The organism is Streptomyces sp. NPDC101118 (genome assembly GCF_044759445.1).
Lineage (GTDB): Bacteria > Actinomycetota > Actinomycetes > Streptomycetales > Streptomycetaceae > Streptomyces.
The window spans coordinates 1-20,849 of the sequence record NZ_JBIVZG010000007.1 but is presented as its reverse complement, the minus strand read 5'-3'; the positions used below and the strand labels follow the sequence as shown (position 1 = coordinate 20,849).

Here is a 20,849-nt window from a genome sequence, read left to right as displayed (position 1 = left end):
GGCCGAAATCGACGTAACGTTCACAAGATGAGCTGATGAAGACTAAGTTCGGTCTATGGCGGACACGAAGCGCGAGATCGAGCGGAAATTCGAGTTCACACAAGCCAAGAAGCGACAGCGGAAGCTGCCCGACCTGACCGGGACCGCGGACGTCGCCGAGGTCGTGCCGCAGGGCACGGCCGACCTCGATGCCGTCTACTACGACACCACCGACCAGCGGCTCGCCGCCGACGGCCTCACCCTGCGCCGCCGCACCGGCGGCGAGGACGCCGGCTGGCACCTCAAGCTCCCCGTCGCCCCCGGCGTACGGGACGAGATCCGCGCCCCCCTCAGCGACACCGTCCCCCGGGCCCTCGCAGCCCTCGTCCGCTCCCGGATCCGGGACGCCGAACTCGTCCCCCTCGTACGCCTCCTCTCCTCCCGCGAGGTCCAGCACCTCAAGGCCGCCGACGGCGCCCTCCTCGCCGAGGTCAGCACCGACGCCGTACGGGCCGAGCGGCTCGCGGAACCCCGCGCCACCGCCAAGTGGACCGAGGTCGAGGCAGAACTGGCCGACGGCGTCGACCCCGCCTTCCTGGACGCCGTCGAGAAACGGTTCCGCAAGGCCGGGCTCAAGGTCTCCGACGCCCCCTCGAAGCTGGCCCGCGCGCTCGCCGAGACCGGCTCCGCGCCCGCCCCCTCCGCGCAGCCCGCACCCCCGGACGCCCCGCCACCGGGCACCGCAGGCGCGTACGTACTGGACTACCTGCGCGAACAGGTCGACGCACTGATCTCCTACGACCCGGCCGTACGCCGCGACCTCCCCGACTCCGTCCACCAGATGCGCGTCGCCGCACGCCGGCTGCGCAGCGCCCTCAAGACCTACCGCAAGGTGCTGGACCGCAACGCCACCGACCCCCTGTCCGAGGAACTGCGCTGGCTCGGCGGCGAACTCGGCGTGGACAGGGACCAGGAAGTCCTGATGGACCGCCTCCAGACCCGGCTCGGCGAACTGCCCCGCACCCTCCTCCTCGGTCCCGTCCGCGGCCGGCTCCGGATCTGGAACGCCGCCCGGCGCACCGGATCCCGGCGCCGCGCCGTCGCAGTGCTCGACAGCGCCAGGTACCTCACGCTGCTGCGCTCCCTCGACCGCCTGCTGGCCGGGCCGCCGCTGCTCCCGGGCGCGGCCGGTGCCCCGGAGAAGGTGCTGGCCAAGGCGGTGCTGCGGGACTACGGGCGGCTCGCGGAGCGGGTGGACCACGCGCTGGCGATGGACCCCGGGCACGAGCGCGACCTCGCGCTGCACGACGCCCGCAAGGCCGCGAAGCGGGCCCGTTACGCCGCCGAGGCCGCCACCCCGGCACTGGGCAAGCCCGCGAAGCGGCTGGCCAAGCGGCTGAAGAAGGTGCAGACGCTGCTGGGCGACCACCAGGACAGCGTGGTGGCCCGCGAGGCCCTGCGGGGCCTTGCCGCGCAGGCGCACGCCGCCGGCGAGTCGGCGTTCACCTGGGGTCTGGTGTTCGGGCGGGAGGAGGCCCTGGGCGACCTCGGCGAGCGCGAGCTGCCCGCCGTGTGGAAGAAGGCCTCCGATCCGGCGCTCCGGGCACCCCTCCGGTCGTGATCTTGCGGCAGGGGGCCGCCTCCACTCGGGTTACGCTAGATAGTCGCCCCCTGCCGCCCACGAAGGTTCCAGATGTCCGAGTCGGTCTTCCCACAGCTCGAAGCGCTGCTCCCGCATGTGCAGAAGCCCATCCAGTACGTCGGCGGAGAGCTCAACTCCACGGTCAAGCCGTGGGAGAGCTGCGACGTGCGGTGGGCCCTCATGTACCCCGACGCCTACGAGGTCGGCCTGCCCAACCAGGGCGTCATGATCCTCTACGAGGTACTGAACGAGCAGGAGGGCGTCCTCGCCGAGCGCACGTACAGCGTGTGGCCTGACCTGGAAGCCCTCATGCGCGAGCACGAGGTGCCCCAGTTCACTGTGGACAGCCACCGGCCAGTCGGCGCGTTCGACGTCTTCGGCCTGTCCTTCTCCACCGAGCTGGGCTACACCAACATGCTCACGGCCCTGGACCTGGCGGGCATCCCGCTGTCGGCCCGGGACCGCGGCATCGACGACCCGATCGTCCTGGCCGGCGGCCACGCGGCCTTCAACCCGGAGCCGATCGCGGAGTTCATCGACTGCGCGGTCATCGGCGACGGCGAGCAGGCCGTCCTCGACATGACGAAGATCATCCGCGAGTGGAAGGCCGAGGGCCGCCCCGGCGGCCGCGAGGAGGTCCTCCTCCGCCTCGCCAAGACCGGCGGCGTGTACGTGCCGGGCTTCTACGACGTCGAGTACCTGGCGGACGGCCGCATCGGCCGCGTCGTCCCCAACCGCTCCGGCGTGCCGTGGCGCGTGTCCAAGCACACCGTCATGGACCTCGACGAGTGGCCGTACCCGAAGCAGCCGCTGGTGCCGCTCGCCGAGACGGTCCACGAGCGGATGTCCGTCGAGATCTTCCGCGGCTGCACCCGCGGCTGCCGTTTCTGCCAGGCCGGCATGATCACGCGCCCCGTGCGGGAGCGAAGCATCACCGGCATCGGCGAGATGGTGGAGAAGGGCCTCAAGGCGACGGGCTTCGAGGAGGTCGGCCTCCTCTCCCTCTCCTCCGCGGACCACACGGAGATCGCGGACATCGCGAAGGGCCTGGCGGACCGCTACGAGGACGAGAAGGTGGGCCTGTCCCTGCCCTCGACCCGCGTGGACGCGTTCAACGTCGACCTGGCCAACGAGCTGACCCGCAACGGCCGCCGGTCCGGCCTCACCTTCGCCCCCGAGGGCGGCTCCGAGCGCATGCGCAAGGTCATCAACAAGATGGTCTCGGAGGAGGACCTGATCCGCACGGTCGCCACCGCGTACGGCAACGGCTGGCGCCAGGTGAAGCTGTACTTCATGTGCGGCCTGCCGACGGAGACCGACGAGGACGTGCTCCAGATCGGCGACATGGCGGTCAACGTCATCGCCAAGGGCCGCGAGGTCTCCGGCCAGAACGACATCCGCTGCACGGTCTCGATCGGCGGCTTCGTCCCGAAGCCCCACACCCCGTTCCAGTGGGCCCCGCAGCTCTCGGCGGAGGAGACGGACGCCCGCCTGGAGAAGCTCCGCGACAAGATCCGCGGCGACAAGAAGTACGGCCGCTCGATCGGCTTCCGCTACCACGACGGCAAGCCGGGCATCGTCGAGGGCCTCCTCTCGCGCGGTGACCGCCGCATCGGCGACGTCATCCGCGCCGTGTACGAGGACGGCGGCCGCTTCGACGGCTGGCGCGAGCACTTCTCGTACGACCGCTGGATGCGCGCGGCGGAGAAGGCCCTCCCCGACCACGGCGTGGACGTCGCCTGGTACACGACGCGCGAGCGCACGTACGAGGAGGTCCTCCCCTGGGACCACCTGGACTCCGGCCTGGACAAGGACTGGCTCTGGGAGGACTGGCAGGACGCCCTCGACGAAACCGAGGTCGAGGACTGCCGCTGGACCCCGTGCTTCGACTGTGGCGTCTGTCCTCAGCTCGACACGCACATCCAGATCGGCCCCACCGGCAAGAAGCTCCTGCCGCTGACGGTCGTGAAGTAGCCGCAGGCTGACGCCGCATATGCCCCCTCACCGGGAACGGTGAGGGGGCATATGTGTTCGTGTGGCAGTGAATTGTTTCTGCAATCACCGCTGCTGGATATCCTCCATGGTGGAGGTGTTCTTTATGGCCAAGACCTTGATCGATATTGACGAGGAAGCGCTCGCGCTCGCGGCGGAGGCGCTCGGCACCAAGACCAAGAAGGACACGGTCAACGCGGCGCTGCAGGAAATAGGAGCACGGCTCAAGAGGGAGCGGGCGCTGGAGCGGATGATCAAGCTTGCCGACGAGGGTGCGTTCGACGACATGCTGGAGCCCGACTTCGAGGAACGGGTGTGGCGCTAGGTGAAGTCCGAGCTCTACCTCATCGACAAGTCGGCCGCCGCGCGCATCCTGCGCCCGAAGGTCCGTGAGTCCTGGCTCGAGCGTCTCCGGGCAGGGCGCATTTCCGTCTGCGAGCCGACCGAGTTCGAAATGCTCTACTCGGCCAGGGCTTCGGACCACTACAAGGAGATGAAGTCCCAGCTGCGCAGCCTCTACGGCTGGCAGCCCGTGCCCGAGGACGGCTGGCTCAAGGCGCTCGATGTCCAGGAAGCGTTGGTCGAGCGGGGCTGGCACCGGTCGGCGAGTGCCGCCGACATCCTCGTCGCGGTCACGGCGCGGGAGCACCGTCTGACGGTGCTGCACTACGACCGGGACTTCGACACCCTCAGCGGTGTGATCGACGTGCGCACGCAGTGGCTGGCCGAGCCCGGCACCATCGACTGACCGCTCAGCACCCTCCCGGCCCCCGCCGCAACGGCCGGGGGCCTTCTGATGTCCTAGCCGGTATGGAACGCGACAAGAGACCGCCGGGCGGCGGAGGGTGCCTCGGGGCAGTGGCACGCGGCATCGCGCTCGTGGTCGTGCTGCCGGTGCGGCTGGTCTGGGACGCGCTGACCTTCCTGCTGCGGGTGGCGTACCGGTACCTTCTCGAGCCCCTCGGCCGAGCGCTGGGGTGGCTGTTCGAGGTGCTGGTCGTGGCGCCGGTCCGGGCTCTGTGGCGGTACGTGTTGCGGCCCGTCGGCGTGCTGCTCTGGCGGCACCTGCTCGCCCCGGTCGGCCGGGGGCTGGCCTGGCTGGCCCGGTGGTTCGGCACGTACGTGATCGCGCCCGTGGCCCGGCTGCTGTGGCGGTACCTGCTCGTGCCGCTGGGCCTGGCCGTTCACCGGTACCTGCTAAGGCCGCTGTGGCGCCACGTGCTGGTGCCCGTCGGGACCCTGCTCGCCTGGGCCTGGCGGTACACCGCCATCGCCTCGCGCGCCGTCGGCCGTGCCCTCGGGTGGCTCGGGTGGGTGCTCGTCGGGTGGGGGGCCGTGCGGGTGTACCGGTATGTGGTGGTGCCCGTGGGGCGGGTGGCGCGGGAGGCCTGGAGGAGCGTGCGGGTGGCGGCGCGGGAGGTGCGGGTCGCCCTGTTCGGGTAGGGAGCGCGGCGCACCGGCAGGGAACCGGGGAGGTCAGGGGCGCGTACTCTGGGTAGTACGACAGCCGTAGGCGCGGCCCCGTAGCCGCCCCCGCTGCGAAAGACGTCACAAGGGCGGCGCGCGAGCGCCACGCCCCGCATCAAGGAGAAGAACCACTGGGCAAGCGACAGCCCGAAGGCCCGCCGCCCGCACCCGCGGTGCAGCGCATCCGCCTGCGCTACACCAAGCGCGGCCGCCTCCGGTTCACCAGCCACCGTGACTTCCAGCGTGCCTTCGAGCGGGCCCTGCGCCGCGCCGAGGTGCCCATGGCGTACTCGGCCGGCTTCACCCCGCACCCGAAGGTCTCGTACGCGAACGCCGCGCCGACCGGTACCGGCAGCGAGGCCGAGTACCTGGAGATCGCGCTCACCCAGGTCCGCGACCCCGAGAAGCTCCGCGAGCTGCTCGACGAGTCGCTGCCCGCAGGGCTGGACATCACCGACGCCGTCGAGGCCCGCACCTCGGGTCTCGCCGACCGGCTGACCGCCTCCATCTGGGAGCTGCGGCTGGACGGCGTCGCGGTCGCCGAGGCGCAGCGGGCCGCCGAGGCATTCCTCGCCGCCGAGGCCGTCGAGGTCCAGCGGCGTACCAAGAACGGCGTGCGCACCTTCGACACCCGCGGTGCCGTGGTGAGCCTCGAGGCTCTTCCTGCCGCGGTTGATAGGCCTGCTGACGACGCCTGTGCGATACTGCGGCTGGTTGTTCGGCATTTGACACCTGCCGTGCGACCCGACGACGTCCTGTCCGGTCTCCGAGCTGTGGCCGACCTGGCGCCGCCGGTCCCCGCTGCGGTGACCAGGCTGGCGCAGGGGCTCTTCGACGAGGAGTCCGGCACGGTGACCGACCCGCTCGCGCCCGACCGCGAGGCAGTCACGGCCGCCCCACCCACGGCCGCCGGACCTGCCAGCGCGTAGGCGCCGGAGGAGGTCCCGCGTAGGGACAGCCGTCGACGCGCAGCCCTGGCACTCGGGAGCCACCTGGGTCGGGCCGCGCACCCACCTGAAGACTTCCGCCAGGCCGTGCGTCACATCGCGTACGGAACCGGCGGTCATGGACTAGAGCTCCCGTGCGGCGCACGCGCCCCGGACGCAGGGTCCGCGCTCATCGCGCGGAACCGAGCGGGCCGGAAGTCAGGCGTGGCGCCCGGGAGCGTGACGGGAGAACCGCCCGCATGCTCGAGTACGAATCGACTGACGCGTCGGCGCAGCGCAATGCCGACGAAAGCCCCAGCGACACGCTGCCCCCGCGCCGCCGGCGCCGGGCCGCGTCGCGTCCGGCCGGCCCTCCCGGCGGTACGCCGGTGACGGCCGCCGCCGAGGAGGCCGCTCCGGCCCCCGCCGCCGAGGCCGCTCCGGCCGAGGCCCCCGCGGCCGAGGAGGCCGCTCCGAAGCGCACGCGCCGGCGTGCGACCCGCGCCGTGAGCACCCCGGCCGCGGACGCGGCCGCCGCCGAGGCTCCCGTGGAGGCCCCGGCCGCCGGGGCGCCCGCCGCCGAGCCGGTGGCCGAGGAGGCCGCGCCGAAGCGCACGCGCCGCCGTGCCACCCGCGCCACCACCGCCGCGGTGGCGGAGGAGACCCCCGCCGAGACCCCGGCTGCGGCTCCCGCGCAGACCCCGGCCGCCGAGGCGCCCGCCGCCGAGCCGGTGGCCGACGACGCCGCTCCGAAGCGCACGCGCCGGCGTGCGACCCGCGCCGTGAGCACCCCGGGCGCGGACGCGGCCGCCGCCGAGGCTCCCGTGGAGGCCCCGGCCGCCGAGGCGCCCGCCGCCGAGCCGGTGGCCGAGGAGGCCGCCCCCAAGCGCACGCGCCGCCGTGCCACCCGCGCCGTCGCCGCGCCGGTGGCCGAGGAGGTTCCGGCCGTCGAGGCCGAGGACGAGGACGAGGCCGCCGAAGAGGCGGAGGCCCCGGCTGCCGAGGCGCCCGTCGCCGAGCCGGTCGTCGAGGACGCCGCTCCCAAGCGCACCCGCCGCCGCGCCACCCGCGCCACCACCGCCCCCGCCGCCGGTTCCGAGGCCGCCGAGGCCCCGGCCGCCGCCGCGCCGGCGAAGACCGTGACCGTCGCCGACGCCGTGGACGCCCCGCAGGGCCGTACCCGCCGCCGCGCGACCCGTGCCGCCGCCCCGGCCAGGGCCGAGGCCCGCGCCGAGGCGCCCGCCGCCGAGCAGGCCGCGCCCGCCCGCCGTGCGGCGCGCCCCGCCGTGGCCGTCTTCCAGGCGCCGGTGTTCACCGAGCCGATGTTCCAGACCCCGGAGACCGCCGCGGCCCAGGCCGCCGCCGAGGCCGCCGCGCTGCGCGAGGCCGAGGTGGAGGAGACCGAGGAGACCGAGGTCGTCGAGGCGCCCGCGCCGGTGTCCGGCCGTCGCCGTCGCCGCCGTGGCGGTGCCGCCGAGCCCGAGCCGGTCATCGAGCAGGAGCCCGAGGCCGAGGCCGAGGAGGAGGCCGTCGAGGCCGAGCTCGAAGAGGCCGAGGCGGAGGACGAGGCCGAGGGCGACGAGCGCCCCGCGCGCCGCCGTCGCCGTGGTGGCCGTCGCCGCCGTCGTGGCGAGGCCGCCGAGGCGGAGGAGTCCGCCGACGAGGAGGCGGAGGAGTCCGACGAGGCCGAGGGGCACGAGGACGACGAGGAGGAGGCCGACGAGGGCGCCGCGGGCCTGGGCAGCAGCTCCAGCCGCCGTCGCCGTCGCCGCCGCCGTCGGTCCGGCGACACCGCGGGCGAGGCCGAGGCCACCGACGAGGACGGTGTCCGCACCGTCGTCAAGGTCCGCGAGCCGCGTCCGGCGCGCGAGAAGGCCGAGCCCTCCGACGAGGTGCAGTCCATCAAGGGCTCGACCCGTCTGGAGGCGAAGAAGCAGCGCCGCCGCGAGGGCCGCGAGCAGGGCCGCCGCCGCGTGCCGATCATCACCGAGGCCGAGTTCCTGGCCCGCCGTGAGGCCGTCGAGCGCGTGATGGTCGTCCGCCAGAACGGCGAGCGCACCCAGATCGGCGTCCTCGAGGACAACGTGCTCGTCGAGCACTACGTCAACAAGGAGCAGGCCACCTCGTACGTCGGCAACGTCTACCTGGGCAAGGTCCAGAACGTGCTGCCGTCCATGGAGGCCGCGTTCATCGACATCGGCAAGGGCCGCAACGCCGTCCTGTACGCCGGTGAGGTCAACTTCGAGGCGCTCGGCCTGGCCAACGGGCCGCGCCGCATCGAGTCCGCCCTGAAGTCGGGCCAGTCGGTGCTCGTGCAGGTCACCAAGGACCCGATCGGCCACAAGGGCGCCCGTCTGACCTCGCAGGTCTCGCTGCCGGGCCGCTACCTGGTCTACGTGCCCGAGGGCTCGATGACCGGCATCAGCCGCAAGCTGCCCGACACCGAGCGCGCGCGTCTGAAGACCATCCTCAAGAAGATCGTCCCCGAGGACGCGGGCGTGATCGTGCGCACCGCCGCCGAGGGTGCGAGCGAGGACGAGCTGCGCCGCGACGTCGAGCGTCTGCAGGCGCAGTGGGAGGACATCCAGAAGAAGTCGAAGCAGATGACGACCTCGTCGCCGTCGCTGCTGTACGGCGAGCCGGACATGACCGTCCGCGTCGTCCGCGACATCTTCAACGAGGACTTCTCCAAGGTCATCGTGAGCGGTGACGAGGCGTGGGAGACCATCCACGGCTACGTCAACCACGTGGCGCCGGACCTGGCAGACCGCCTGCAGCGGTGGACCTCCGAGGTCGACATCTTCGCCACGTACCGGATCGACGAGCAGCTCGCCAAGGCGCTCGACCGCAAGGTGTGGCTGCCCTCGGGCGGCTCCCTCGTGATCGACAAGACCGAGGCGATGATCGTCATCGACGTCAACACCGGCAAGTTCACGGGCCAGGGCGGCAACCTCGAGGAGACCGTCACCCGGAACAACCTGGAGGCGGCCGAGGAGATCGTGCGCCAGCTGCGGCTGCGCGACCTGGGCGGCATCGTCGTCATCGACTTCATCGACATGGTGCTGGAGTCGAACCGGGACCTCGTGCTGCGGCGCCTGCTGGAGTGCCTGGGCCGGGACCGTACGAAGCACCAGGTCGCCGAGGTCACCTCGCTGGGCCTGGTCCAGATGACCCGCAAGCGGGTGGGCCAGGGTCTGCTGGAGTCCTTCTCCGAGACTTGTGTCCACTGCAACGGCCGCGGCGTGATCGTGCACATGGAGCAGCCGACCGCGGTCGGTGGCGGCGGCAAGCGTGCGAAGAGGCGCGGCCGCGGCGGTGCCGAGGGCCACGACCACGAGCACGAGGTCGAGACCGTGGCGGGCGAGTCCGCCGAGGCCGTCGAGACGGCGGCGGAGGTCGCGGCCGAGGCCGCGGCGCCGGTCGCGCTGCCCGAGCCGGCGTTCGCCCCGGACGAGGAGCTGTACAGCAGCGCCGCCGAGGCGGAGGCCGCGGTGCGCGGCCGTCGCTCGCGCCGCCGGGCCACCCGCAAGGCGACCGCTCCGGTCGTCGCCGCCCCGGTGGTGATGGACGAGCCGGTCACCGAGCCCGTGGACACGGTGCTGGAGCCGGCCGCCGAGGTCGTCGCGGAGGCCGTCGCGGTCGCCGAGACGGTCGAGGCCGTCGGCGCCGCCCCGGAGGACGTGGAGGCGTCGGCCGAGGAGGTCGCCCTCAAGGGCCGTACGCGTCGCCGCGCGACCCGGAAGGCCACCGCTCCGGCGGGTGCCCCGAAGGCCGCCGAGGCCGCTGCGGAGGTCGTCGTACCGGCGGCCGAGCCGGTGGCAGTGGCCGAGCCCGTGGCCGCCGAGCCCGTGGCGGAGGCTCCGGCCGCCGCTGAGGAGCCGGAGGCCGCGCAGGCCGAGGCGCCGGTGGCGGAGACCGCCGCGCCGCCGCGTGCGCGCCGCCGTGCCACCCGTAAGGCCACCGCGCCTGCCGGTTCGCCGGCGGGTGCGGCGGAGGCGGCCGTCGTGGTCGTCGCCGCCCCGGCGGCCGAGGCGCCGGCGGAGGCCCCCGAGGCCGCCGCGGAGGCCGAGGCTCCGGTGGAGGCCGAGGAGGCCGCTCCGGCCAAGAAGACGGCCCGCAAGGCAGCCGTCAAGAAGGCCCCCGCGAAGAAGGCCGCCGCCAAGAAGACGACCACCGCGAAGAAGGCGGTCGCCAAGAAGACGGTGGCCAAGAAGACCACGGCCAAGAAGGCGACGAAGAAGACCGCCGCGGCGGAGCAGCAGACGCTGCCCTCCGTGTCGGCCTCCACCGACGCCTGACCGGTTCACAGGGCCCGGTTTGACCTCTCAAACCGGGCCCCGTAACCTTGACCGTCGGCGTGTCTGAGGCACGCCGCACTCCTGAGCACCACACCTCCCGGCCTCGCGGCGTGGGGGAGGCCGCCCGTGCATCGGCCGGGGCCGGCTGGCTTCAGGGGTTCCGTCCCGAGTGAGAGAGAGATCCGCGTGTACGCCATCGTGCGCAGCGGTGGTCGCCAGCACAAGGTTGCTGTCGGCGACATCGTTGAGGTTGACAAGATTTCCACTGCCAATGTTGGCGACACGGTCGAGCTCTCGACCCTGCTCGTTGTCGACGGCGACTCCGTGACCAGCGACCCGTGGGTCCTGGCCGGCATCAAGGTCCAGGCCGAGGTCGTGGACCACCACAAGGGCGCGAAGATCGACATCCTCCGCTACAAGAACAAGACCGGCTACCGCCGTCGCCAGGGTCACCGCCAGCAGTACACGGCGATCAAGGTCACCGCGATCCCGTCGGCCGCGAAGTAAAGAGGGACTGAGACATGGCACACAAGAAGGGCGCATCGTCCACCCGGAACGGTCGCGACTCCAATGCCCAGCGGCTCGGCGTGAAGCGCTTCGGCGGTCAGGTCGTCTCCGCTGGTGAGATCCTCGTCCGCCAGCGCGGCACCCACTTCCACCCCGGCGCGGGCGTGGGCCGTGGTGGCGACGACACCCTGTTCGCCCTGCAGGCCGGCGCGGTGCAGTTCGGCACCCACCGTGGCCGCAAGGTCGTGAACATCGTTCCCGCCGCCTGATCCAGGCGTCAGCGGAACGACACGCAGCACCCACCGAGGGCGGATCTCAGACTTCCTGGCCATGCCGGGAAGCGGGTCCGCCCTCGGCGCGTTTCCATGGGTGCAGTACTGCACCCACATTTCGCCTGATTCACCCCTCAGTATCGGAGGCACCCCCCATGACCACCTTCGTGGACCGCGTCGAGCTGCACGTCGCCGCGGGTAACGGAGGCCACGGCTGTGCCTCCGTTCACCGGGAGAAGTTCAAGCCGCTCGGCGGCCCGGACGGCGGCAACGGCGGCCGCGGCGGCGACGTGATCCTCACCGTCGACCAGTCGATCACGACGCTGCTGGAGTACCACCACAGCCCGCACCGCAAGGCCACCAACGGCAAGCCCGGCGAGGGCGGCAACCGCTCCGGCAAGGACGGCCAGGACCTGGTCCTGACGGTGCCGGACGGCACGGTGGTCCTGGACAAGCAGGGCAACGTCCTGGCCGACCTGGTCGGCGAGGGCACCACGTACATCGCCGCCCAGGGCGGCCGCGGCGGCCTCGGCAACGCCGCGCTGTCCTCCGCCCGCCGCAAGGCCCCCGGCTTCGCCCTGCTCGGCGAGCCCGGTGACGCCGGCGACGTCGTCCTGGAGCTCAAGACCGTCGCGGACGTGGCCCTCGTCGGCTACCCGAGCGCCGGCAAGTCCTCGCTGATCTCCGTGCTCTCCGCCGCGAAGCCGAAGATCGCCGACTACCCGTTCACCACTCTGGTCCCCAACCTCGGCGTGGTCACCGCCGGCTCGACGGTCTACACGATCGCCGACGTGCCGGGCCTGATCCCGGGCGCCAGCCAGGGCCGGGGCCTCGGCCTCGAGTTCCTGCGTCACGTCGAGCGCTGCTCGGTGCTGGTGCACGTGCTGGACACCGCGACGCTGGAGTCGGACCGCGACCCGGTCTCGGACCTCGACGTGATCGAGGAGGAGCTGCGCCTGTACGGCGGCGGCCTGGAGAAGCGCCCGCGCCTGGTGGTCCTGAACAAGGTCGACATCCCCGACGGCAAGGACCTGGCGGAGATGATCCGTCCCGAGCTGGAGGAGCGCGGCTACAAGGTCTTCGAGGTCTCCGCGGTCGCCCGCACGGGCCTCAAGGAGCTGTCGTTCGCACTGGCCGAGATCGTCGCCAAGGCGCGCGCCCGCAAGCCGAAGGCGGAGGCGACCCGCATCGTCATCCGTCCGAAGGCCGTGGACGACGCCGGCTTCACCGTCGCCTACGACGAGGCCGAGGACGTGTACCGGGTGCGCGGCGAGAAGCCGGAGCGCTGGGTGCGCCAGACGGACTTCAACAACGACGAGGCCGTGGGCTACCTGGCCGACCGCCTCAACCGCCTCGGCGTCGAGGACGCGCTGGTCAAGGCCGGTGCCCGGGCGGGCGACGGCGTGGCCATCGGCTCCGACGAGGACGCGGTCGTCTTCGACTGGGAGCCGACGCTGACGGCGGGTGCCGAGATGCTCGGCCGCCGTGGTGAGGACCACCGCCTGGACGCCCCGCGTCCGGCGACCCAGCGCCGCCGCGAGAAGGAGGCGCGCCGCGACGACGTGCAGCGCGAGTTCGACGAGTTCCGTCCCTTCTGACGGTCCGCGTGATCCCGGGGCCGGGCGTACGGCGTATGCCCGGCCCGGGGCTGCGGTGTGCGCCCGGCCCCGGCCGCGTCGTGTGCCCCGGCGCCGGCTCCGGCCGAGGGGTGGAACGGGCTGTTCACCGGGCTCCCGTAGGATCCCGGGGTGAGTAACGTGCTCCCTCAGCACCCGGGCGGAACTGCGCCTTCCGCCCGTGACGGCAGCGTCGCCGTCGTGGTGATCGCCTACAACGACGCCCGGCTCGTCGGCGAGGCCGTACGGTCGGCCCTCTCCCAGGGCCCGGTGGTCTCCGAGGTCATCGCCGTGAACGACCGCTCGTCCGACGGCACCGCCCAGGTGCTGGACGAGCTGGCCGCCGTACACCCGCGCCTGCGGGTGATCCACCGCTCGGAGAACAGCGGCGGCTGCGGCACCCCGCGGAACGACGGGATCGCCGCCGCGTCGGCCCCGTACGTCCTGTTCCTCGACAGCGACGACGTGCTGCCCGAGGGGGCGGCCGAGGCCCTCCTGCGCGCCGCCCTGCGCCACAACGCGCCGGTGACCGTCGGCGCCTGCGTGCGCCGGGAGCTCCCGCAGGGGCAGGACACGCCCTGGGTGCCCGGGCTGTACCAGGCTCCCGCGGTCATCGAGCGGCCCGCGGACAAGCCCGAGCTCGTCCGCGACACCCTGTGCGTCAACAAGCTCTACGAGCGCTCCTTCCTGGACAAGCATTCGATCCGCTTTCCCGACGGTCGTTTCATCTACGAGGACTTCGTCTTCACCGCACAGGTGCTCGCCGCCGCCCCGCGCATCGCCGTGATCCCGGACCTCGTCTACGTCTGGCACGTGCGCCGCAGCGCCGCGCAGGTCTCCATCTCCCTGGACCGCGCCGACATCGGCAACTGGCGGGCCCGGGTCGACGCCCACCACAAGGCCGTCGAGATCCTGCGGCACGCCGGCGCGGACGCCCTCGTCCACGCCTGCCGGGTCAAGTTCCTCGAGTACGACCTGCGCATGTACCTCCGCGAGCTGGGCACCGACCCCGAGTACCAGCAGGCCTGGTGGACGCTGACCCGCGAGTACCTCGCCGGCTTCCTGCCGTCGGAGGTCGCCGCGGCGGACGCCTCCGCCCGCTGGATCGTCAACGTGCTGCGCGCCACCGACCCCCCACCCGCCGACATCGCCAGGCTGGTCGCGTTCGCCGCCGAACCGCCGCGGCTGCTCCCGCCGTACGCGCGGGACGCCGACGGCACCGCCGTGTGGAGCGAGGAGCTGCCCACCGCCGTGCTCGACGGACTCGACGAGCTGGCGCCGGACCGGCTGCCCGTCACCGTGGACGCCGAGCTGGTCACCGGGGTCGACGGCCGGATCAGGGTCCGCGTCCACGACCTGTACGGGCGCCTGGCGGCGGCCGCCCCCCGTACCGCCCGGCTGGAGTTCCGCACCCGCGGCAGCGACGAGCCGCACGTCGGGAGCTCCACGCCCCTCACCCCCGCGGGTCCGGATTCCTGGACCGCGGACCTGCCGGTCGGCCTCACCGCCCTGGCCCGCGCCGGACGCCGCCGCGGCCGCCCCGGCCTGCAGATATGGCAGGTCCAGCTGCGCGTGGAGTGCGCCGGCGGCGAGACGCTGCTCGCATCCCTGCGCTGTTCGGGGAACCGGCTGAGCCGCCGGGCCGTCCCCAGCAGAAGGTACGGTGTGCTGCTGGTGCAGTCCTACGTGACGAACTCCGGCTCGCTCGGGATGCGGCTCGCCCCCGGGATGCACGGCACGGTCAGCCTGGTCAGGAACCGGCTGGGCCGGGCCCGGATGGCCAGGGCCGCAGGCTCGGCGGGCTGACGACACCGCTGCCGACCCCGCGGCACGCAGGGACCGCGGAGACCCGCAAGGACAGGAATCAGGAGTAACAATGACCTTTCTGATCACCGGTGGCGCCGGCTACATCGGCTCGCACGTGGTCCGCGCGATGCAGCTCGCGGGCGAGCGCGTCGTGGTGCTGGACGACCTGTCCACGGGTGACGCCCGCCGCGTCCCGGAGGGCGTGCCGCTGGTGGTCGGCTCCGTACTCGACCGGCTGGTCCTCGACGAGACCCTCCGGCGGCACCACATCACCGGCGTGGTGCACCTCGCGGGCAAGAAGCAGGTCGGCGAGTCCGTCGAGAAGCCGCTGTTCTACTACCACGAGAACGTCCAGGGCCTCACCGTCCTGCTCCAGGCCGTCGCGGACGCGGGCGTGAAGAACTTCCTCTTCTCCTCCTCCGCCTCCGTCTACGGCATGCCGGACGTCGACTTCGTGACGGAGGAGACGCCCTGCAAGCCGCTCAGCCCCTACGGCGAGACCAAGCTCGCCGGCGAGTGGCTGGTGCGCGCCGCGGGCCAGGCCCACGGCATCTCCACCGCCTGCCTGCGCTACTTCAACGTGGCGGGCGCGGCCACCCCGGAACTCGCCGACACCGGCGTCTTCAACCTCGTCCCGATGGTCTTCGAGCGGCTCGACGCCGGTGAGGCGCCGCGCATCTTCGGCGACGACTACCCGACCCCCGACGGCACCTGCGTCCGCGACTACATCCACGTCGAGGACCTGGCGGACGCGCACGTGGTCGCCGCCCGCAAGCTGGCCGAGTGGGCCGCGGCGGGCACCGCGCGCGACCTGACCGTCAACATCGGCCGCGGCGAGGGCGCCTCCGTGCGCGAGATGGTCGACCTCATCAACGAGATCACCGGCCACACCGTCGAGCCCCTCGTCACCCCGCGCCGCCCCGGCGACCCGGCCCGCGTCGTGGCCTCAGCCGACCTGATCGAGCGCGAGCTGGGCTGGAAGGCCCGGCACGACGTGCGCGACATGATCGGCTCGGCCTGGGCCGGCTGGGGCATGCACCGCGCCCCGGCCGGCGCCGAGATCATCTGAGGCTCGTCAGCCCACGGTCCTCCGTGCCCGGCCCAGCGTCCTGCGGGCCTTCCGCACCAGCCGCTGCGGCACGGACGGCCGTACGGTGACGCGCAGCCGCTCGCCGTCGGCACCGCGCACCGGCAGGTCCCGCAGGAACCCGCGGTGCTCCAGCCGGAGCGCCAGTTCCCAGGTGCCCACCGGCACGCCCCGCAGGCCGGCGGCGGCGGAGACCTTGCTCTCGCCGAAGCTGGAGCCCCGGCCCGGGGTCACGAAGGGCGCCTTGCCCGGCGCCGTCAGCACCAGGTGCACCGGGGCGTCCGCGGGCCAGCCCGGCACCGTGGCGGAGGCCTCGACGGTGGTGCGGCCCAGCGGGCCGACGTGCACCGCGCCCAGGGCATCGCGGCCCAGGGGGTAGCGGGTGGCGCCGACGTCCAGGTTCACGTGCCGGTGCGGGTCGGAGTGGAAGACGGTCACGGCCGTCGGCCCGGCGGCCCGGCCGCGGTCCACGACCCTGGGCTCGGGCGGGGCGTCGTACGCGGCGCCCTCGGGCCGCGGCAGCCAGGCGTCCTTGACCAGCTCGCCGGCGGCCGCGGTGACGCGCATCGTCCAGATGCCGTCCGGCAGCGGGCCCCCGTCGGCCGCGTGGCCGACGTCGATCGCAGCGGTGTAGTGGCCGTCCTCGTCGGTCTCGGCGGGCACCCAGTACGTGTACCCCTGACGCCGCAACAGGATCCCGGCGCCCTGCTCGGTGGCGGGCCCGAGCCCCTCCAGCCGGGCGGTGCCGGTCAGCCGCAGCACCGGGCCGTCCCAGTGGTGGTCGGTGAGGCGGTGCCGCAGGGTGATGCGGGAGGTGAGGTCGAAGACCTCGTCGGGTATCCCGGCCGCGGGGTCGCGGAAGGCCGGGTACGCGGCGTAGGCACGGTCGCCCTCGATGACGGCCGGCCCCAGCTCACGGGCCGTGTCGGCCTCGACGGCGGCGGTGAGCTGCGCGAGGTCGCCGGTGCGCAGGCAGTGGGCGCGCAGCCGCAGGCGCGGCGGCAGTGCCGTGGCTATCCGCTCCGTCATCCACTTCTCGACCAGTGGGGCGGCCGCCCCGGCCATGGCCCGGCGGCCCTCCTCGTCGCGGGCGAGGTAGGGGGCGCCGAACATGCTCAGCACCTCGCCGTGGAAGTGGCGCTCCATCAGCTTGTCCCGGTCCTGCCCCTCGGGGACGTGCGCGGCCACCATGTCGAGGATCCCGGAGACGTACGCCAGCTGGCGCACCCAGTCCACGTCCTGGCGGCTGGCGTTGCTGCCGTCGTCGCGGCCCTCCAGGAAGTAGCAGTCGTGGTCGGCGACCACGGAGATCTTCTCGGCGTGCAGGACGCCGTGCGCGGCGAAGGGGATGTCCTCGTTGATCAGGTAGCCCTCGGTGAAGCGCAGGCCGTGCTTCTCGATCAGGGTGCGGCGCCACAGCTTGTAGGCGGCGAGGGTCCAGTAGACGGGGGAGTCGAAGATGCTCACGTCCGGGCTGTTCAGCCGCAGGTCCACGGGGGCGGGGCGGCCGCCGATGCCCACGATCCGCCCGTACACCACGTCCGAGCCCTGCTCCTCGGCCATGGCGACCATCCGCTCCAGGGCCTCCGTGCCGAGGTAGTCGTCGGAGTCGAGGAAGAACAGGTACTCGCCGGTGGCCCGCTCGATGCCCACGTTCCGCGGCCTGCCCGCCCCGCCGGAGGCGGGCTGGTGGACCACGCTCACGTTCGGGTGGGTCTCCGCCCAGGCGTCCAGCCACGCACCCGAGCCGTCGCCCGAGCCGTCGTCGACGGCGATGACCTCGATCCGGTCCTGCCCGAGGGTCTGGGCGGCCACGGAATCGAAGCAGCGCCGGAGGTATCTCTCGGTGTTGTGGACCGGGACGATGACACTGACGCGCGGGCCCATGTGGCTACTTCCTCGGGTTTGTGCCCAGACTGCTTCCTGCAACCCGAGGTTACGGACGAGGACGACGGGCCACCACTGCTCAAATGGTGACCCGTCGCCCGTGCCCGAAAGATCCTTTGCCGGAAACCGGGCCTATCGGCCTTTTCGTCCTCCTCAGCGCTGGAGGAACGCGAAAAGCGCCTCCCAGCGGTCGATGATCTCGCTGCTGGCATAGCGCTTCACGTTGTGGAAGGCCGCGTCCCCGAACCGGTCGCGCAGCTCCCGGTCCGAGAGCAGCCGGTCGAGGTGGGAGGCCAGCTCCATGGTGTTGCCCACCCGGGCCAGCAGGCCGTCCTCGCCGTGCCGGACGATCTCGCGGACGCCGGGGGCGCAGTCGAAGGCGACGCACGGCACGCCCGCCGCCATCGCCTCCAGCAGCGTGATCGGGAAGCCCTCGGCGCGGGAGGCCTGGGCGAACACCGAGGCGCCCGTGAGGGCGCCGAGCACGTCGCCGGTGCGGCCCATCCACGCGACGGAGTCGTCGAGGCCCAGCTCGGTGCAGCGGGCGCGCAGCAGCGGCTCGTCGCCGCCGGCGCCGTAGATGCGCAGCGTCCAGCCGGGGTGCTTCGGCGCGACCTCCGCCCAGGTGTCCAGCAGCAGGTCGACGCCCTTCTCGTCGGAGAGCCGGCCGATGGACGCGACCACCTTGGCGGTGCGCGGCGCGGGGGTGTCCGGCAGGAAGGGGAGGGGGTTGGGCATGCTGCCGGTGTTGTCCATCCCGGCGCGGATCCACCGGTCGGCGTCCTCCGGGGTGAGGACCAGCATCCGGTCGACGTCGCGGTAGTACCGGCGCACCCGGCCGCCGCGCGAGGACTTGTTGCTGGCCTCGAAGGACTCGTGGCTCATGCCGATCAGCGTGACGTTCTTGGTGTCGGCCAGCGCCACCCACTCCATCGCCCACACCTGGGTGACGATCACGACGGCGCCGGGGCCGGCCGCCCGGAACATCTCCGACAGCTGTTCGGCCTTCGCGCGCATCTGCGACGCGCGGGACGCGCGGCGGGCCCGCTCCGCCGCGTTCAGCCTCCCCTTCAGACCCTCTATGGGGGGGATGCTGGGCGGCCTCTCCTCGTAGAGCGTGGTCGTCGCGTACGGCAGGCCGGCCGGGAGCTCCTGGCGGAGGTGCTCCTCGACCGGCGCGATGCCGATGACGTGGACGCGGTTGCCGCGCTCGGTGAACAGCCGGGCGATCTGGTGCGACCAGGTGGTCACCCCGCCCAGCTCGTCCACGCTGTTGCAGACGAGGAAGAGGTCACGGCCTCCCGGCCGTGGGGTCTGATCGGTCACTTGCTCCCCTGGTGAAGAACTGCTCGACGATCTGCTTCGCCGCGTCGCCACGGTCGTGCTCGCCGAACTCGGCGAGGAACCGCTGCCGTGCCTCGGAGAACTTCGCCGCGGTGTCCTCGAAGCCGTCCACGGTCTCGAAGAGCTCGTCGGCGGAGGAGACGACCGGACCGGGCGCCTTCTCCTTCAGGTCGAAGTACGTGCCGCGGATGTCGTCCACGTACTCGGCGTAGTCGTACGCGAAGAAGATCATGGGGCGGTCGAGCACCGCGTAGTCGAACATCACGGAGGAGTAGTCCGTCACCAGGCCGTCGGCCAGGGCCAGCAGCGGGCTGATGTCGTGGTGCCGGCTGACGTCGATGACCTTGCCGCGCACCGACGGGGGCAGCGTGACGCTGTTGAGGTAGTGGGTGCGGATCAGCAGCGTGAAGCGGTCGCCCAGCTCCTCCGCGAAGCGCTCCACGTCGAAGGGCAGCTCGAAGCCCCGCACGGCCCCGTCGGGACCGGCCCGGAAGGTCGGCGCGTACAGCAGCACCGTCTTGTCGGGGGCGATGCCCAGCTCGGCGGCCAGCGGCCCGCGGACGCGCTCGCCGCTCTCCGTCTCGTTCCGGTGGGCCGCGACGAGCTCGTCGTTGCGCGGGTAGCCGGTGCGCAGCAGCACCGACTCCTTCAGCCGGAAGCCCTTGGCGAGGGTGCGGGTGTCGTGCTCCGAGCGGATCAGGAAGTGGTCGAAGCGGTCGAGCGCCACCTGGTAGGCGTCCTGGCCCGAGCGGCCCTGAGCCTTGATGCGCGGCTCGTCGAAGCCCATGCGCTTGAGTGCGGAGCCGTGCCAGGTCTGGATGTACGTGGTCTCGGGGCGCTTGGTGAGCTTGAGCGGGAAGCCCTGGTTGTCCACCCAGAACTCCGCCTGCGCCAGCGCCCGCAGGTACTGCCAGCTCCACCGCTTGACCAGGGTGGCGTCCTTCGGGAAGCCCTTCGCGCTGCCGGCGTACGACCAGACGGCGTCGAACTTCACGCCCTGGCGGCGCATCTCCTCGTAGATGGCCTTGGGGCTGTCGCTGTACTGCTTGCCGAGGTGGCTCTCGAAGACGACCAGGCCCTTCTTGACCGGCAGCTTCGAGAAGACGTCGTGGTAGACCTTGATCTTCTGCTCGCCGGAGCCGAAGTTCCGCTTGGCCTTCAGGGCGCGCTTGAGGCCCTTCTTGAGCACCCCGGCCGCCTTCGACTGCATGGCGTCGCCCAGCAGCTCCGTCGTGCGCACCGCGGCCTTGCCCTCGGCGGTGAGCACGTACGAGAGGTTGCCCTTCTTGGTCATCTCGGGGACGAACCGGTCGGCGACCATGCGGGTCAGCCGGGGCCGTACGCGCAGCGAGCGGGCCGACTCCAGGTCGGTGCCGCCCACCGAGACGCGGGTGGTCAGCTTGTCGCCGCCCGCGGTGAGGACCAGCCGCACGTCCCAGACCGCGTCGATGATGCCCAGCGGGCGGACCTTGTGCGCCACGTCCGCCTCGGCCGACCACGCGATGGTCCCGCCCTCGTGCCGGACGGAGGTCGCCGGGAAGCGGAAGGACTTCACACCGATCTGGCGGCGGGCCCGGAACTCCACGGCGGCGCTCAGCTTGGCGTCCGGCTTGATGCGGCCCAGCGGGTTCACGACCTCGCCGGAGAGCCGTACCGTGCCGCGGCCGTCGTCCTCGTACGAGGTGAGCCGGTTGCCCAGGGTCAGCGCGGTCAGCGGACGGGTGTGGAAGCCGTCCTCCGTGACGTCCAGTATCCGGCGGGCCTCGGCGTCGTCGAGGTGCTCGGCGCACCAGTAGATCCGGCCGTCGCGCTCGGCCAGCGGCGAGGTCAGCCGCCCCTTGTTGGTGAGCGCCTCGGCCGTCGGCAGCAGGTTGTCCCAGTCCTCCTGCTTGAGGAGGTAGGCGCAGATCGCCTGGAGGGGCTGCACGTGGTCGTAGGCGTCGGGGTGGATGGTGTCGAGGTAGCCGTTGGCGAGTTGGGCGAATTCGTGGCGGTAGTCGTCGTCGAGGAGGGGGAGGTCGCGCAG

The 20,849-nt window shown here is 72.6% G+C and carries 15 protein-coding genes; 12 read left to right on the top strand and 3 right to left on the bottom strand.

Annotation, left to right across the window (positions count from 1 at the left end; genetic code table 11):
* The first annotated feature begins 55 nt into the window (after nucleotides 1-55).
* From ACIQUQ_RS14240 to galE, 12 genes are all read left to right on the top strand, one after another.
* Nucleotides 56-1,600 (top strand): CHAD domain-containing protein, encoded by a 1,545-nt coding sequence (locus ACIQUQ_RS14240; RefSeq protein WP_403975181.1) that lies wholly within the window; start codon nucleotides 56-58, stop codon nucleotides 1,598-1,600.
* A gap of 72 nt (nucleotides 1,601-1,672) precedes the next feature.
* Nucleotides 1,673-3,595 carry a TIGR03960 family B12-binding radical SAM protein gene (locus ACIQUQ_RS14235; protein ID WP_403975179.1) on the top strand — a complete coding sequence of 641 codons (1,923 nt, stop codon included), beginning with the start codon at nucleotides 1,673-1,675 and terminating at the stop codon, nucleotides 3,593-3,595.
* 136 nt (nucleotides 3,596-3,731) lie between these two features.
* A complete protein-coding gene (locus tag ACIQUQ_RS14230; RefSeq protein WP_403975177.1) occupies nucleotides 3,732-3,938 on the top strand; it encodes a type II toxin-antitoxin system VapB family antitoxin in 207 nt (68 codons plus the stop codon).
* Nucleotides 3,939-4,361, top strand: a complete 423-nt coding sequence (locus ACIQUQ_RS14225; protein ID WP_403975174.1) for a PIN domain nuclease — start codon at nucleotides 3,939-3,941, stop codon at nucleotides 4,359-4,361.
* A 110-nt stretch (nucleotides 4,362-4,471) separates the two neighbouring features.
* Nucleotides 4,472-5,056 carry a hypothetical protein gene (locus tag ACIQUQ_RS14220; protein ID WP_403975172.1) on the top strand — a complete coding sequence of 195 codons (585 nt, stop codon included), beginning with the start codon at nucleotides 4,472-4,474 and terminating at the stop codon, nucleotides 5,054-5,056.
* Nucleotides 5,057-5,253: 197 nt separating this feature from the next.
* Entirely contained in the window at nucleotides 5,254-6,009 is a 756-nt protein-coding gene (locus ACIQUQ_RS14215; protein WP_403975169.1) for a TIGR03936 family radical SAM-associated protein, read from the top strand.
* A 257-nt stretch (nucleotides 6,010-6,266) separates the two neighbouring features.
* On the top strand, nucleotides 6,267-10,304 hold the full coding sequence (locus tag ACIQUQ_RS14210; RefSeq protein WP_403975166.1) for a ribonuclease E/G: 4,038 nt from the start codon (nucleotides 6,267-6,269) through the stop codon (nucleotides 10,302-10,304).
* A 186-nt stretch (nucleotides 10,305-10,490) separates the two neighbouring features.
* Nucleotides 10,491-10,811, top strand: coding sequence for a 50S ribosomal protein L21 (gene rplU, locus ACIQUQ_RS14205; protein WP_399950765.1), 321 nt, complete (start codon nucleotides 10,491-10,493; stop codon nucleotides 10,809-10,811).
* A 14-nt stretch (nucleotides 10,812-10,825) separates the two neighbouring features.
* On the top strand, nucleotides 10,826-11,080 hold the full coding sequence (gene rpmA, locus ACIQUQ_RS14200) for a 50S ribosomal protein L27 (protein WP_008738950.1): 255 nt from the start codon (nucleotides 10,826-10,828) through the stop codon (nucleotides 11,078-11,080).
* A gap of 158 nt (nucleotides 11,081-11,238) precedes the next feature.
* A complete protein-coding gene (gene obgE / locus ACIQUQ_RS14195) occupies nucleotides 11,239-12,681 on the top strand; it encodes a GTPase ObgE (RefSeq protein WP_403975164.1) in 1,443 nt (480 codons plus the stop codon).
* Between the two features lie 150 nt (nucleotides 12,682-12,831).
* On the top strand, nucleotides 12,832-14,505 hold the full coding sequence (locus ACIQUQ_RS14190) for a glycosyltransferase family 2 protein (protein WP_403975162.1): 1,674 nt from the start codon (nucleotides 12,832-12,834) through the stop codon (nucleotides 14,503-14,505).
* A gap of 70 nt (nucleotides 14,506-14,575) precedes the next feature.
* Entirely contained in the window at nucleotides 14,576-15,574 is a 999-nt protein-coding gene (gene galE, locus ACIQUQ_RS14185) for a UDP-glucose 4-epimerase GalE (protein WP_403975160.1), read from the top strand.
* A 6-nt stretch (nucleotides 15,575-15,580) separates the two neighbouring features.
* Here the strand turns inward: galE and ACIQUQ_RS14180 are convergent, their stop codons facing one another.
* The 3 genes from ACIQUQ_RS14180 to ACIQUQ_RS14170 all read right to left on the bottom strand — a co-directional run.
* Nucleotides 15,581-17,479: a glycosyltransferase family 2 protein gene (locus ACIQUQ_RS14180; RefSeq protein WP_403975158.1), complete on the bottom strand. Its 1,899-nt coding sequence runs from the start codon at nucleotides 17,477-17,479 to the stop codon at nucleotides 15,581-15,583.
* Between the two features lie 153 nt (nucleotides 17,480-17,632).
* Nucleotides 17,633-18,805: a glycosyltransferase gene (locus ACIQUQ_RS14175; protein ID WP_403975156.1), complete on the bottom strand. Its 1,173-nt coding sequence runs from the start codon at nucleotides 18,803-18,805 to the stop codon at nucleotides 17,633-17,635.
* Nucleotides 18,771-20,849 (bottom strand): CDP-glycerol glycerophosphotransferase family protein (locus tag ACIQUQ_RS14170; protein WP_403975153.1); only part of this gene is annotated, 2,079 nt, incomplete at its 5' end. The genes ACIQUQ_RS14175 and ACIQUQ_RS14170, both read right to left, overlap by 35 nt.

Excerpts from the sequence above, each read along its gene's own strand:
- ACIQUQ_RS14240 (WP_403975181.1), top strand. The coding sequence starts at position 56 with ATGGCGGACACGAAGCGCGAGATCGAGCGGAAATTCGAGTTCACACAA.
- ACIQUQ_RS14235 (WP_403975179.1), top strand. The coding sequence starts at position 1,673 with ATGTCCGAGTCGGTCTTCCCACAGCTCGAAGCGCTGCTCCCGCATGTG.
- ACIQUQ_RS14210 (WP_403975166.1), top strand. The coding sequence starts at position 6,267 with ATGCTCGAGTACGAATCGACTGACGCGTCGGCGCAGCGCAATGCCGAC.
- rpmA (WP_008738950.1), top strand. The coding sequence starts at position 10,826 with ATGGCACACAAGAAGGGCGCATCGTCCACCCGGAACGGTCGCGACTCC.
- obgE (WP_403975164.1), top strand. The coding sequence starts at position 11,239 with ATGACCACCTTCGTGGACCGCGTCGAGCTGCACGTCGCCGCGGGTAAC.
- galE (WP_403975160.1), top strand. The coding sequence starts at position 14,576 with ATGACCTTTCTGATCACCGGTGGCGCCGGCTACATCGGCTCGCACGTG.
- ACIQUQ_RS14180 (WP_403975158.1), bottom strand. The coding sequence starts at position 17,479 with ATGGGCCCGCGCGTCAGTGTCATCGTCCCGGTCCACAACACCGAGAGA.